12 protein-coding genes and 1 pseudogene are annotated in these 14,034 nt (G+C 37.7%); 8 read left to right on the top strand and 5 right to left on the bottom strand.

From position 1 onward, the window contains the following. Positions 1-27: 27 nt before the first annotated feature. The 8 genes and pseudogenes from ribE (at position 28) to HUS24_RS10885 (ending at position 8,066) form a co-directional block, all read left to right on the top strand. Positions 28-498: a 6,7-dimethyl-8-ribityllumazine synthase gene (ribE, locus tag HUS24_RS10920; RefSeq protein WP_004718750.1), complete on the top strand. Its 471-nt coding sequence runs from the start codon at positions 28-30 to the stop codon at positions 496-498. Positions 499-501: 3 nt separating this feature from the next. Further along, the gene (gene nusB / locus HUS24_RS10915) at positions 502-951 is read left to right on the top strand and encodes a transcription antitermination factor NusB (protein ID WP_065994499.1); all 450 of its coding nucleotides are present in this window, start codon (positions 502-504) and stop codon (positions 949-951) included. A gap of 9 nt (positions 952-960) precedes the next feature. Beyond that, positions 961-1,875: a thiamine-phosphate kinase gene (gene thiL, locus HUS24_RS10910; protein WP_173912038.1), complete on the top strand. Its 915-nt coding sequence runs from the start codon at positions 961-963 to the stop codon at positions 1,873-1,875. Beyond that, on the top strand, positions 1,853-2,368 hold the full coding sequence (locus HUS24_RS10905) for a phosphatidylglycerophosphatase A (protein WP_173912037.1): 516 nt from the start codon (positions 1,853-1,855) through the stop codon (positions 2,366-2,368). Before thiL ends, HUS24_RS10905 begins: the two co-directional genes overlap by 23 nt. A gap of 23 nt (positions 2,369-2,391) precedes the next feature. Further along, positions 2,392-3,756, top strand: coding sequence for a bifunctional UDP-N-acetylglucosamine diphosphorylase/glucosamine-1-phosphate N-acetyltransferase GlmU (gene glmU, locus HUS24_RS10900; RefSeq protein ID WP_173912036.1), 1,365 nt, complete (start codon positions 2,392-2,394; stop codon positions 3,754-3,756). A 12-nt stretch (positions 3,757-3,768) separates the two neighbouring features. Next, the gene (glmS, locus tag HUS24_RS10895) at positions 3,769-5,607 is read left to right on the top strand and encodes a glutamine--fructose-6-phosphate transaminase (isomerizing) (RefSeq protein WP_173912035.1); all 1,839 of its coding nucleotides are present in this window, start codon (positions 3,769-3,771) and stop codon (positions 5,605-5,607) included. Positions 5,608-5,682: 75 nt separating this feature from the next. Then, entirely contained in the window at positions 5,683-7,053 is a 1,371-nt protein-coding gene (locus HUS24_RS10890) for a phosphomannomutase CpsG (RefSeq protein WP_173912034.1), read from the top strand. Between the two features lie 128 nt (positions 7,054-7,181). Further along, positions 7,182-8,066 (top strand): annotated as a pseudogene (locus tag HUS24_RS10885) (IS982 family transposase). Between the two features lie 57 nt (positions 8,067-8,123). Here HUS24_RS10885 and HUS24_RS10880 read toward each other — a convergent pair. The 5 genes from HUS24_RS10880 to HUS24_RS10860 all read right to left on the bottom strand — a co-directional run bounded on the left by HUS24_RS10880 (position 8,124) and on the right by HUS24_RS10860 (position 14,014). Next, positions 8,124-9,464 (bottom strand): hypothetical protein, encoded by a 1,341-nt coding sequence (locus HUS24_RS10880; RefSeq protein ID WP_173912033.1) that lies wholly within the window; start codon positions 9,462-9,464, stop codon positions 8,124-8,126. Between the two features lie 79 nt (positions 9,465-9,543). Further along, a complete protein-coding gene (locus HUS24_RS17135) occupies positions 9,544-10,089 on the bottom strand; it encodes a serine O-acetyltransferase (protein WP_173912032.1) in 546 nt (181 codons plus the stop codon). Beyond that, on the bottom strand, positions 10,076-11,107 hold the full coding sequence (gene galE, locus HUS24_RS10870) for a UDP-glucose 4-epimerase GalE (protein ID WP_173912031.1): 1,032 nt from the start codon (positions 11,105-11,107) through the stop codon (positions 10,076-10,078). Before galE ends, HUS24_RS17135 begins: the two co-directional genes overlap by 14 nt. Before the next feature lie 13 nt (positions 11,108-11,120). Beyond that, a complete protein-coding gene (gene pgi / locus HUS24_RS10865; RefSeq protein ID WP_173912030.1) occupies positions 11,121-12,770 on the bottom strand; it encodes a glucose-6-phosphate isomerase in 1,650 nt (549 codons plus the stop codon). Next, the gene (locus HUS24_RS10860; RefSeq protein ID WP_173912029.1) at positions 12,767-14,014 is read right to left on the bottom strand and encodes a nucleotide sugar dehydrogenase; all 1,248 of its coding nucleotides are present in this window, start codon (positions 14,012-14,014) and stop codon (positions 12,767-12,769) included. Before HUS24_RS10860 ends, pgi begins: the two co-directional genes overlap by 4 nt. Between the last annotated feature and the right edge of the window lie 20 nt (positions 14,015-14,034).

Below are 14,034 nucleotides of genomic sequence, written 5' to 3'. Positions count from 1 at the left end.
TTTATCTGTTAAATCATCGAGGTTGCTATGGCGATTCGCCGAATTGAAGGTTTATTACATCTCGCAAGCGAAGACCGTTATGCGATTTTAGTTGGTCGTTTTAACAGCTTTGTTGTTGAACATTTATTAGAAGGTGCAATTGATACATTGCATCGTCATGGTGTTAGCGACGATAATATCACTGTCGTTCATGCACCTGGCGCATGGGAGCTTCCTGTGGTTGCTAAAAAACTCGCTGCTTCTGGTAAATTCGATGCAGTCATTGCACTTGGCGCAGTGATTCGTGGTAGTACACCACACTTTGACTTTGTTGCAGGTGAATGTGCCAAAGGTTTAGGTGTGGTTGGTTTAGATACGGGCTTACCTGTGATCAACGGTGTATTGACTACGGACAGTATTGAACAAGCGATTGAACGCTCTGGTACAAAAGCAGGGAATAAAGGCGGTGAAGCTGCCCTTACTGCAATTGAAATGGTTAACCTGTTAAAGGCAATTTAAAGCATGTCGCAAACACTCCAAGCTACTTATGCAGCAAAACGTAAAGCACGTCGTTTTGCTGTACAAGGGATTTATGAATGGCAAATGAGCCACAACCCTGTGCATGAAATTGAAGCACGTACGCGTGCCGATAATGCCATGCATAAAGTGGATCTCGGCTATTATCATGAGTTACTGACTCAAGTGATTGCCAACCATGAAGCATTGGATGCTCTACTTATTCCTGTTCTTGATCGTGAGATCGAAGCACTCGATGGTGTTGAACTTGCAACTTTGCGTTTAGGCGCGTACGAACTCAAAGACCATCTTGAAGTTCCATATCGTGTGGTTTTAGATGAAGCAATTGAGCTTGCAAAACACTTTGGCGGTGCTGACAGCCATAAATACATCAATGGTGTATTAGACCGTTTAGCAAATAGCCTGCGTGAAGCAGAAAAGCAACAAGCGAAATAACTTGCGGCGATGGCTGAATTTTCAATTATCGACACCTATTTTAAACGTCAATCTGCTGATGTAGATCTAGGTGTCGGTGATGATTCAGCCCTGCTCAGTCCTCCCCCCAATCATCAGTTGGTGATTTGTACAGATACACTGGTTGCAGGTCGACATTTCCCTTTAGAAACTTCCCCTTATGCGATTGGTTGGAAGTCAGTTGCTGTTAATTTGTCTGATATTGCAGCAATGGGCGCTAAACCACAGAGTATTTTACTTGCGTTAAGTCTACCCCAAATTAATCATGACTGGCTCAAAGGCTTTAGTCAGGGTCTATATGATTGTTGCGATCAATTTGGTGTAGCTTTAATCGGTGGTGATACCACACAAAGCCCACATTTGACCCTTAGTGTTACGGCACTCGGCTGGATTGAAACTGGTCAAGCCATTGCTCGCTCAGGTGCAAAAGTTAACGACCTGATTGTGGTGAGTGGCACTGTGGGTGATGCAGCATTTGCTTTAGCGCATTTAGGTCATCCGTTACAACAGCGTTTGGATTATCCAACACCACGCTGTGAGCTTGGACAGACATTAAAAGGCTTAGCCTCAAGCATGATTGATGTATCAGATGGTTTAGCCCAAGACTTAGGACATATTTTAAAAGCATCGGCTGTTGGTGCGGTCATCAATCTTGATCAACTGCCAATCAGCGAACCACTTCGCCATTTAACTTTAGAAAAACAATGGCAATATGCACTTTCAGGTGGCGATGACTACGAGTTATGCTTTACAATAAGCCAGCAAAATTACCAAAAACTTTTGCAATTACAACCCAATGTTCAAACTACAATCATCGGGAAAATTAACACACAACACGGACTAACTTTTGAAAAAGATGGCTTAGATCATCCTCTTCACATTCATGGGTATCAACACTTTGCATAAACCTCCGATTATCTTTAACCAGATGACATGGTCTGAACGCTTCATTGTGTTCTGTGGTGTTGGTTTTGGCTCAGGTTTAGCACCTAAAGCCCCTGGAACATTCGGCTCAGCATTTGCATTATTATTTATTCCACTTTGGCTCGCACTTGGCTTTTATGCTTCTGTAGCGGCAATTCTTGTCATGTCATTGATTGGCATTTGGATTTGTGGAAAAACTGCTGAAATTATTCATGTACACGATGATGGGCGTATTGTTTGGGATGAATTTGCAGGTCAATCTATTACCTTTCTTCCACTGATTTATTTAGGACAAATGAATTGGCTGTGGGCATTGATTGGTTTTGCATTATTCCGTTTATTTGATGTGTGGAAACCTTGGCCGATTCGTGTCATTGATCGACGAGTAGATGGCGGCTTTGGCATCATGTTTGATGATATCATTGCAGGCTTATGGGCTGCGTTGTGTATTTTGATTTACTTTTATTTTAAATGATTTAAATTCATATCAGGTGTTATATGTCTACGACTGTAATCATTCTTGCTGCAGGTAAAGGAACCCGAATGCGTTCTCGCTTACCCAAAGTATTACAACCTTTAGCAGGACATCCATTACTTGGCCATGTGATTGAAACAGCAAAACAATTACAAGCAAAAAATATAATTACAATTTTTGGACACGGCGGTGATTTAGTCCAAGATGCATTTACTACAGAAAATATCCAATGGGTTGAGCAAACTGAACAACTCGGCACAGGACATGCGGTCAAAGTTACTTTACCTGTACTTCCACAACAAGGCATGTCTTTAATTTTGTCAGGTGATGTACCTTGCGTTCAACAAAGTACCCTACAAAAATTAATCGATGCCTCAAATACGACAGGCATTGGTTTGGCAACTTTAACCTTAGACGACGCTACAGGTTATGGGCGTATCGTGCGTAAAGATGGAAAAATCCAAGCCATCGTTGAACATAAAGATGCCACTGAAGAACAACGTCAAATCAAAGAAATTAACACAGGGATTTACTGTGTTAGCAATGCAAAACTACATGAATGGTTACCAAAACTCAGCAATGATAATGCACAAGGTGAATATTACCTAACTGATATCGTTGCAATGGCTTTGGCAGATGGTTTAGAGATTGCTTCGATACAACCTGAATTGGCTTTTGAGGTTGAAGGGGTGAATGATCGCGTACAACTGGCTGCGTTAGAACGTGAATTTCAAAACTATCAAGCCAAGCAATTGATGCAACAAGGTGTGCATTTGATTGATCCTGCACGTTTTGATTTGCGTGGCAAATTGACGGTAGGCAATGACGTTCGTATTGATATCAATGTCATTATCGAAGGTGACTGTGCGTTTGGTGACAATGTAGAAATTGGTGCAGGTTGTATTATTAAAAATACTAAGATTGCGGCAGGCACAAAAGTTCAACCTTATAGCGTTTTTGATAATGCCATTGTTGGTGAAAATGTACAAATTGGACCATTCGCACGTTTACGCCCAGGTGCAAAACTAAGCAATGACGTCCATATTGGCAACTTTGTCGAAGTTAAAAATACCTCAATCGGTTTTGCATCAAAAGCCAATCATTTTGCTTACTTAGGCGATGCTGAAATCGGTGCAGAATCGAATATTGGTGCAGGAACCATTACTTGTAATTATGATGGTGCCAACAAACATAAAACCATTATCGGTGACAATGCCTTTGTAGGCACCAACAACTCATTGGTTGCTCCCGTGAAAATTGGCAATGGCGCAACCACTGGTGCAGGTTCAGTCATTACCCATGATGTTGCAGATAATGCGCTTGCATTTGAACGTGCGAAACAAGTATCTAAAGAAAATTATCAACGTCCCCAAAAGGTCAATAAATAAGAGGATATAACTATGTGTGGTATTGTTGGTGGCGTTGCTGAACGTAGCATTACAAATATTTTAATCGAAGGCTTAAAGCGTCTAGAATATCGTGGTTATGACTCAGCTGGTGTCGCACTGGTTGATCGTGGTCAGATTTTACGTGAACGTCGTGTAGGTAAAGTTGCAAACCTTGAGCAAGCCGTGACTGAAGCAGATATTATCGGTTCACTTGGGATTGCACATACACGTTGGGCGACACATGGTAAACCGACTGAAAATAATGCACATCCGCATATTTCAGGTGATGTTGCCGTGGTTCACAATGGTATTATTGAAAATTATCAAGAACTTAAAGAACAACTACAAGCTTTAGGTTATGTATTTACTTCACAGACTGATACGGAAGTGGTTGCTCATTTAGTCCATGAAGCTTTAAAAACCACACCAGATCTATTAAAAGCCGTAGAAAGTATTGTACCGCAGCTTAAAGGTGCCTATGCACTTGGCATTGTACACACTGCACACCCTGATGAACTAATTACAGTCCGTGAAGGCTCTCCTCTTGTGATCGGGGTGGGAATTGGTGAAAACTTTATCAGTTCTGACCAATTGGCTCTTCTTCCAATTACCAATCGCTTTATGTACCTTGAAGAAGGTGATATTGCACGCTTAACACGTGACAGTATTGAAGTTTTTGTGAATGGTCAATTGGTTGAACGCCCTGTCAAAGAGCTTGATGCAGCCGTCAGCAATGCCTCTAAAGGTGAATATAAGCACTACATGCTCAAAGAAATCTATGAGCAACCTGAAGCGATTCAACAAACCATTTCTCAAGCACTGAATGGCAATGCTTTACGTGATGATTTCTTAAAAAGTGCGGAAGCAGATTTTAATACCATTCAACAAGTCCAAATCATTGCGTGTGGTACCAGTTACCACGCAGGCATGATCGCTAAATATTGGTTTGAACAACTGATTGATTTGCCTTGCCAAGTTGAAATTGCCAGTGAGTTCCGTTATCGCTCCCCTGTGATCGTAGGCAATACACTTTATGTCTGTATTTCACAATCTGGTGAAACTGCGGATACTTTGGCAGCATTACGTGATACCCAAAAACGTGCGGCTGCTAAAAACTTAACAATCAGCACCATGACTATTTGTAACGTTGCAACATCGTCTATGGTACGTGAAACAGATCATCATTTATTGACTCTTGCGGGTCCTGAGATTGGCGTTGCCTCAACCAAAGCATTTACCACTCAACTTGCTGCATTGATGTTATTAATTTTAAAAGTAGGACAAATTAAACAAACGCTTTCTGCTGAGAATCTGGCTGAAATTACTACTGCTTTATGGCATACACCAAAAGTAATTTTAGATACCTTACAAGGTGATAAGGCTATTTTACGTTTGTCTGAACTGTTCAAAGAAAAACAGCATTGTTTATTCTTAGGTCGTGGCACAGAGTTTCCGATCGCACTTGAAGGCGCTTTAAAACTGAAAGAAATTTCATATATTCATGCAGAAGGTTATGCGGCTGGTGAGCTTAAGCATGGACCATTAGCGCTAGTTGATAATGATATGCCGGTTGTTATTCTTGCACCGAATGATGACATGTTGGATAAGTTAAAATCGAATATGGAAGAAGTTCAAGCACGTGGTGGTGAGCTCTTCGTTTTTGCTGATGAAAATAGCGGTATCTCAGAAAAAGACCGCCAACATGTGGTACATATTCCAACCACAAATAACTGGTTAGCACCAATTGTGTATAGTATTCCTGTACAACTCTTGTCTTACCATGTTGCAGTACTACGTGGTACAGATGTAGACCAACCACGTAACTTGGCAAAATCAGTAACTGTGGAATAATTGAGAAATACTGAAAAATTACTCTGATACAGGCTGGGCGTACACCAGCCTTTTCTTTATCAAATGAGAGAAAATATGAGCCAACTTACTTGCTTCAAAGCCTATGATATTCGTGGCAAACTTGGTACAGAACTCAATAATGATATTGCTTATAAAATTGGTCGTGCCTATGGACAAATATATCAACCTAAAACCGTTGTGGTAGGTTGTGATGTCCGATTAACCAGTGAGGAACTTAAACAAGCCACTATTCGTGGCTTAAATGATGCTGGTGTGAATGTGCTTGATTTGGGTATGACAGGTACAGAAGAGGTTTACTTCGGTGCTTTTCATTTAGATGTACAAGGTGGCATTGAAGTCACTGCCAGCCATAACCCAATGGATTATAATGGCATGAAATTGGTTCGTGAAAATGCACGCCCAATCAGTGCAGATACAGGCTTAAAAGACATTCAAGCCTTAGTCGAAACAGCACAATTTCTAGAAGTGACCAAAAAAGGCTCAACGCAAAAATATAATATATTGCCTGAATTTATCGAACACTTAATGACATACATTGATCCAAGCAAAATTCGTCCATTAAAGTTGGTGATGAATGCTGGGAATGGTGCTGCGGGTCATGTGGTTGATGCCATTGAAGATAAATTTAAACAGCTCAATATTCCTGTTGAATTCATCAAAATCCATAACAACCCAGATGGTACTTTCCCTAACGGGATTCCTAACCCGATCTTGATCGAAAATCGTGATAGTACGCGTGATGCCGTACTTGAACACCAAGCCGATATGGGAATTGCGTGGGATGGCGACTTTGACCGTTGCTTCTTATTTGATGAAAAAGGTCAATTTATCGAAGGTTATTACATCGTTGGTCTACTTGCTCAAGCATTTTTACTCAAGCAGTCTGGTGAGAAAATTGTGCATGATCCACGTTTAGTGTGGAATACTTTTGATATTGTTGAAAAATATCAAGGCACAGCGATTCAATCTAAATCTGGACATGCCTTTATTAAAGATGTGATGCGTGAACATAATGCTGTTTATGGCGGTGAAATGAGCGCCCACCATTATTTCCGTGATTTTGCCTATTGTGATAGTGGCATGATTCCTTGGCTATTGGCAATTTCAGTCGTTTCTGAAACTGGACAGTCTTTATCAACTCTCGTTGAAGATATGATTGAAAAATTCCCATGCAGTGGTGAAATTAATTTTAAAGTTGCAGATACACAGCAAACCATTCAAAAAATCTTTGATCATTTTGCAGATCAAAAACCTGCTATTGATCAAACTGATGGTGTGAGTTTGGACTTTGGTGCATGGCGTTTGAATGTACGTGCTTCAAATACTGAGCCATTATTACGTTTAAACATCGAGAGCCGTAAGGATAAAGATCCTAAACCCATGCAAGATTATGTCGATGAGTTAATACATTTAATTAAAGGCTAAAACCTATACAATATATTGAGTTTTAACAATCTGATCTCTTTTTAACGTGAATTCGGGATAAGAAAGCTGTAAAAGAATAGGCATTTAAGTCACAATTTAATCACGACAAAAAAAATGAATGATCTCAAATGCCTATCGATACACAGCTTACAACACTTTTTGTTTAATTGATGATTTTTTAATGATATTAGCAACGAGATTGAACAATATATGCTTTCTTATGGGCGAAGTAAAATTCGTGCATCAGAAGTAATCACTTTATTGTTGTAGTTTCATTTAACAGGTAGTCGAAACTTCAAGACTTTTTATCTTTATTGGACAAAACCTTTTCTTTGCTCTTATTTCCCAAATCTACCTAGCTACAGTCGATTCATCAAATTAAAAGCCAAATATATAATGTATTTTTTTGCGCTCATTGAAAGCTTAAAAGTGCGGTCATCGGGAATAGCTTTCATTGATTCAACTAAACTTGCTGTATACCACAATAAACGTATTCAGCAACATCGTGTATTTGCAGACAGTGCAAGTCGAGGAAAAACTTCAGTAGATTGGTTTTATGGCTTTAAAATTCATTTAATTTGCGATCATATTGGTCGTTTAGTTTCTTATTGTATAACAACAGGTAATGTTGATGATCGAAAGGTATTACCTGAGTGAATAGAACATTCAAAACTCAAAGGTAAGTTGTTTGGGGATCGTGGCTATATTGGTAAGAATTGGAAAGCTCGCCTTGCAGAAGTAGGTGTTCAACTGATTACACGTGTAAAAAGAAATATGAAACCACAATTTTTAGACCCATTTGATCATGCCGTATTAAAAAACGTGGAATTATTGAAGCCCCTTTCAATTTGATGAAAAGTCAATTTGATCTTGAACATACTCGTCACAGATCAAAAATAGGATTACTGACTACAATATTTTCGGCTATCACTCTATATACTTTGGTACTCGTGAATGGATATAATTCAGGAATTCAACAGATTTTAAAACCTATTGAATTAAAATCTGCTTAAGCCAAATTCAAGTTTTTTAATTGCTCAAATGGAAGTAGAATTAAGCGAGATCAGAAATTATTTTAATTTCAGACTAACTGGATAATTAATATAATAATTAGGTTTCATTGGCTTAATTTTTGAATAATCAAAATTATAAATAGCCTTTACATCCTTATTCGTATGAATATTTTTTATATAAACACCTTTATATTTTCGAGTGGAATTATCCAACATATACATTGTAATATCCTTTTCAACTGTTAAGTTATTTATAATAAACTTAAAATTTTCTTGATTTAAAGCAAAATTTGGTGAAAAGTGACTCCCTTTGATATTTAAATCATCAATTATAATACGACCTTTAGTACTTTTAGACTCTTTCGTTTTATCATATAAAAAAATTACAGCACTTGATTCACTATCTAATAATTTGGTTTTACCAATAAAATTAACATCGATAAACCGTCCCATTTTGCTTACATTCACTTGAATAGGAGATCTTACTCTAACTGTTGTTAATGAATCAATTATACAATTTTTTAAAGTTGATGGAGTTGATTTTTGATATTCTTCTGGCTCTATATCAATAGCTGCTGACGGTGCAACACTATTATATTTTAAAGATACATCAGTTATTAGTGGTTTTATTATCTTAACATTTTCACCGGCAGATAATGTAATACCATTTCGTCTAACACGCTCTATTGTAGCAGAGATAATATCAACATTTTTAGGATGAGAAGTATTTTTACTTCCCCATTCTCTACCAATATATATGCCATCACCTGTCATATCTTGGATAATAGGATTTATGATTTTTATATTCTTAATACCATCATATAATGCTATCCCATACCCCCACTCATGTGTACTACCTGAAGTATATGTATGCTTCACTCGATCACCGACTAGTTTTGCATTTAAAACTTGTACATTAAATACATTCCTAGCAACTAAAACATTATAATTTGTATAATTATTATCTATAACTTTAAGTTTTGCATTTGGAGAAAACTTTAAAATAGAATCCGATCGCAGTATTAATGCTGTCTTTTCATTTTGAACTGAATCAAATTGTTGATCACGCCCCCCTACAAAAAACTCACCATCAATAATAAAAGGTTTTTTCTTTAAAGTCGCATAATCATAACCTTTTTGCAAATTAATAGCTTGTGAAGAAACACTATAAGGTGATGCAAACCATGATGCTTTATAGCTTTCTGGCGTATCCATTACCCAATTACCAATCACAGTTACACCATTGTCAGGTTCTTTATTATTTGATTGAAATGTAAAATTTTGCTGATATTTTTTCACATAGACTTTTTGAGAAGGTGCCGGCTTAATCATTTTTAAATTTTGAACATCCTCTACAGTAATAACTGCAAAATCATCTATATTTTTATTGTAGTCCATTAGCACCCCCATCTTTCTAAATCATCTAATCTTTAAATGAAAATTTTATATTACTATCTTAAGAGGATAATATATAAAATTATTGAGTTTGATAAATACTACCTAATAATCTTGCACTATTTTTATCAGAAATTTTGAATGCAACATTTCCAGCAACTGTGGTATTTGCATCGACATCTTTTAAGACTATACTCCCAGCCCCAATCACAGCACCATCCCCTATATTAATTTTACTACTAATAACAACATTCGGACCAATCCATACACAATTACCTATTTTTGCAGCTTCACTACTTATTGAGCCAATAGTTGTAAATTGAGATACATTACAATTATTACCTATAATAACCTTTGGGTGTACAATAAGCGGTCCACCATGACCAATATAAAATCCATATCCAACTTTCACACTTTTAGGATTCATATGAATTTGAAATTTACGATTTTTCAAAAAACATATTGGATAAGCTAATGTACTTATTAATTTATTGGGTGATTGCGATAGGCGAAACCAAAACATAAAAATAAAACCGCGATTTGTTAAAAAGTTAATTAGAAAACTTCTTAGATTTATGACAGCACTATGTCTATAAAGATCACTTTTTATTAATTCAATTGTTTTCATTAATTTTATATCCTTCAGGATTTTGCTTTTGCCAATTCCAACTGTCTGTAAGCATATCTTCAAGTGTGTATTGTGGCTTCCAACCTAACTCTGCAACTGCACGCGCATTGTCTGCAAAAGAAGTTGCAACATCCCCTTCACGACGTGGTGCAAATTCAAATGCAACAGCCACACCATTGACTTGTTCAAAAGTATTTTTCACTTCTAGTACAGACGAACCATTACCTGTACCAATATTCCATGCACGGCAACCTACAGCCTCTAAGCGATTATTCAAAGCACATAAATGTGCATTCGCCAAATCCACTACATGAATATAATCCCGTACACCTGTACCATCGACTGTATCGTAATCTTGACCGAAAATAGACAATTTTTCACGACGACCTACAGCCACTTGTGTTACATAAGGCATTAAATTGTTTGGAATACCTTGTGGATCTTCGCCGATACGACCACTCTTATGTGCACCCACTGGATTAAAATATCGCAACAAAGCAATTGACCAACGTGCATCTGCAATCGCTAATTTTTGCAACATTTGCTCAACGATGAGTTTGGTATACCCATAATTATTACTTGGCATACCGGTAGGCATATCTTCATTGAGTGGTGAAATATTGGCTTCATCATAAACCGTTGCAGATGAACTAAAGACTAAATTAAAAACGTTGGCACGCTGCATCGCTTGTACCAAGCTAATTGAACCTGCAATATTATTATCAAAATAAACCAATGGAATTTGCTGGCTTTCACCTACTGCCTTTAAACCCGCAAAGTGAATCACAGCATCAATCTGATGTGCCGCAAAAGCTTGATCTAAGGCATTCGCATCACGAATATCACCCTTAACAAAAGTTAAACTTTTTGCCGTAAGTGCTTGAACGCGTACCAATGCTTCTTCTGAACTATTGGATAAATTATCAAATACCACAACGGAATGGCCCGCATTGAGTAATTCCACACATGTATGTGAACCGATATACCCTGCACCGCCTGTCACTAAAATATTTGCCATAATGAAAACTCTATTATTTTTGAAGAAGAATTTTAATCAAGCCCTGTGTTGATGCATCTAAGGCAGATAAATCATGCTGTTGCTGATTTAAAATTGGCAGTAATTGATTGGCAATTTCCTTACCTTTTTCCACACCCCACTGATCAAATGGATTAATATTCCACATCACAGACTGAACAAAAACTTTATGTTCATATAACGCAATCAGCATCCCTAAACTATAAGGACTTAATTCTTTCATGAGTAGCGTAGTACTCGGCTGATTGCCTTCATATTGTTTGTATTTTGGTAAATCCGACAGCTCTTCTTGATTAAGTGCCTGATTCCCAAAAGCCAATAAACGAGATTGCGCTAAACAATTAGAAAGTGCCAAATGATGCTGTTCAACCAATGCATCCGCATTTTCCGCATAGGTAAATTGATTAGCATTGTAACGATTGACAGGAGCAATAAAATCACAACTGACCGAGTGCGTTCCCTGATGTAATAACTGATAAAATGCATGCTGTGCATTTGGACCCACTTCACCCCAAAGAATTGGACAAGTGTCGTATTCCACTTTTTCATTATTGCGCTGAATGGATTTACCATTCGATTCCATTTCTAATTGTTGTAGATAAGCAGCAAAATATTTTAAGCGCCCATCATAAGGAAGTACGGCATGCGTTTGAATATTTAAAAAATTATTATTCCACACACCTAGCATAGCCATAAGCACAGGTAAATTTTCTGAAAAATCAGCCTGCTGAAAGTGCTCATCCATCGCATAAGCACCTGCCAACAATTGCTTAAATCCACTTACTCCAATGGTCAAAGCAATCGGCAAACCAATACAAGACCAGAGTGAATAGCGACCACCGACCCAATCCCAAAGTAAAAATTGATTGTCAGGCGCAATGCCCCACGCTGACATTTTCTCAGGTTTGGTCGACACACCAATGAAATGATTTTTTAAAATCCCTTCACATTGTCCCAAAGCTTTCTCAAGCCACTGACGTACTGTTTGGGCATTCGACAATGTGTCAATCGTACCAAAAGACTTTGATGAAATAATAAAGAGTGTGGTTTCAGGACGTAACTGATGTAATAGTTCTGAAAGCTGGCTACCATCCATCGTAGACACAAAATGCACATTTAAAGGCTTTGCAGTATGCACTTTATAGTCTGAAAGCGCATGTGTCACCATAAGGGGACCTAAATCTGAACCACCAACCCCGATATTGACCACATCTTGAATGACTTCACCTGTCACACCACGATATTGCCCTGCATGGATTTTTTCAACCAAAGCATACATTCGCTCTAGTTGTTCATGTACCGCTTTCACAACATGATGATGATTTTGTATCGGCTGACGTAACGCCCAATGCATCGCTGCACGTTGTTCCGTATAGTTAATCTGTTCTTCGGAGAATAAACGTTCGATCCATTGACCTAAATCTTTAGATTTCGCAAATTGAATCAGCGTCTGAAGTACAGCTTGATCAATACGATGTTTACTAAAATCAAAGGTGAGATCTTGACATTGTACGGAATACTGTTCAAAACGATTCTTTTCACTTGCAAATAACTCATTCAAGTGAATATTTTTTTGTAACGCAGCCAATAGCTTTAATTGCTGTCCAACATCTGCTTGCAAAGGAAATTGCTCAATATTACTCATGAACGACCCACTCCTTGATATGCAAAACCTTGAGCTTTGACATATACGGGATCGTAAATATTACGACCATCTAAAATTAAAGGATGCCGCATTTTCTGCTTAAGTTGTGCATAATCTGGACTCCAGTATTGCGCCCATGCTGTCATCAAACAAAGTGCATCCGCATTTTCAACGGCTTGATATTGATCACGACATAAAATTAAATCAGCGCGAGTTCCATATATATTTTCAATTTCTTTTAAGGCTTGGGGGTCATGTAATTGCACAGTAACACCTTGCGCCCATAAAGCTTGTAGCATCACATGAATCGGTGCATTTTGAATACTTGAAGTATTTTCTTTAAAAGAAGCACCCCAAATCGCCACAGTTTTACCTTTTAAATGACTATGATAATAATTCCATAACTTTCTAAATAAAACTTCTTTTTGCTGCTCATTAATATTCCACACTTGTTCTAACAAATGACTACGTACACCTGTATCAGACACCGTATTGGATAAAGTCAAAATATCATGTGAAAAGTTTTCACCACCAAAGCCTGTACCTGGGGATAAATAAGTTGCACCAATCCGACTATCAGCAGCTAAACCCTGACGCACATTACTAATATCTATACCTAATTTTTCTGAAACAGCAGCCAAATCATTCATAAAACTAATGCGTGTCGCCAACATACCCGAGATGCTTAGTTTGGTAAATTCTGCATCTAAAATTGGCATAAACAAGAATTGATGTTTAGCTTGAAAAATTGGACGTAGTAATTCGCTCATCAATTGTTGTGTTTCAATTTGATCTACGCCGACAATGACCTGTTTAAGTGCGGTAAAGCTTTGGACTGCATTGCCTTCTTGAATCACATCAGGTAAATACGCCCAATGGTCATTCAATAAAATGTTTTTTAATTGTTGAGTGCCCTGCAAGCCAAATGTTGAACCATTAATCATCAACTTAGGATGAATTAGTGCTGAAAGATGGATCTTTTTTGCAATTTCTAAAGCAATATCTACTTCTGTAGGAGTAAATGAAAATAAATAAACATCTTGATCTAGACTAAGTTGGTCAAACGCAAGTATTCTTAAAAAACCAAGTTGAACTTGGCATTCGATCAATTGATTGACTTGCTCATCCTGATAATTCAGTGTTTTTTGTGAGTTTAAGCACCACGAAACTTGATGTCCAAATTCCGCCATCAAACCTGCCAGTACGCCTGCTTGTAAAGTCGTACCAAAAACACTAATTTTCATTGCTCACCTGAGTTTTTAAA

This window comes from Acinetobacter sp. Marseille-Q1618 (assembly GCF_902809855.1).
Classification (GTDB): Bacteria; Pseudomonadota; Gammaproteobacteria; order Pseudomonadales; family Moraxellaceae; genus Acinetobacter.
The sequence above is the reverse complement of the archived record's forward strand: the minus strand, read 5'-3'. Positions and strand labels throughout refer to the sequence as shown.

What these genes read in the sequence shown, in the direction of transcription:
- ribE (WP_004718750.1), top strand. Translation starts at nt 28, where the DNA reads ATGGCGATTCGCCGAATTGAAGGTTTATTACATCTCGCAAGCGAAGAC.
- nusB (WP_065994499.1), top strand. Translation starts at nt 502, where the DNA reads ATGTCGCAAACACTCCAAGCTACTTATGCAGCAAAACGTAAAGCACGT.
- thiL (WP_173912038.1), top strand. Translation starts at nt 961, where the DNA reads ATGGCTGAATTTTCAATTATCGACACCTATTTTAAACGTCAATCTGCT.
- HUS24_RS10905 (WP_173912037.1), top strand. Translation starts at nt 1,853, where the DNA reads ATGGGTATCAACACTTTGCATAAACCTCCGATTATCTTTAACCAGATG.
- glmU (WP_173912036.1), top strand. Translation starts at nt 2,392, where the DNA reads ATGTCTACGACTGTAATCATTCTTGCTGCAGGTAAAGGAACCCGAATG.
- glmS (WP_173912035.1), top strand. Translation starts at nt 3,769, where the DNA reads ATGTGTGGTATTGTTGGTGGCGTTGCTGAACGTAGCATTACAAATATT.
- HUS24_RS10890 (WP_173912034.1), top strand. Translation starts at nt 5,683, where the DNA reads ATGAGCCAACTTACTTGCTTCAAAGCCTATGATATTCGTGGCAAACTT.
- HUS24_RS10880 (WP_173912033.1), bottom strand. Translation starts at nt 9,464, where the DNA reads ATGGACTACAATAAAAATATAGATGATTTTGCAGTTATTACTGTAGAG.
- HUS24_RS17135 (WP_173912032.1), bottom strand. Translation starts at nt 10,089, where the DNA reads ATGAAAACAATTGAATTAATAAAAAGTGATCTTTATAGACATAGTGCT.
- galE (WP_173912031.1), bottom strand. Translation starts at nt 11,107, where the DNA reads ATGGCAAATATTTTAGTGACAGGCGGTGCAGGGTATATCGGTTCACAT.
- pgi (WP_173912030.1), bottom strand. Translation starts at nt 12,770, where the DNA reads ATGAGTAATATTGAGCAATTTCCTTTGCAAGCAGATGTTGGACAGCAA.
- HUS24_RS10860 (WP_173912029.1), bottom strand. Translation starts at nt 14,014, where the DNA reads ATGAAAATTAGTGTTTTTGGTACGACTTTACAAGCAGGCGTACTGGCA.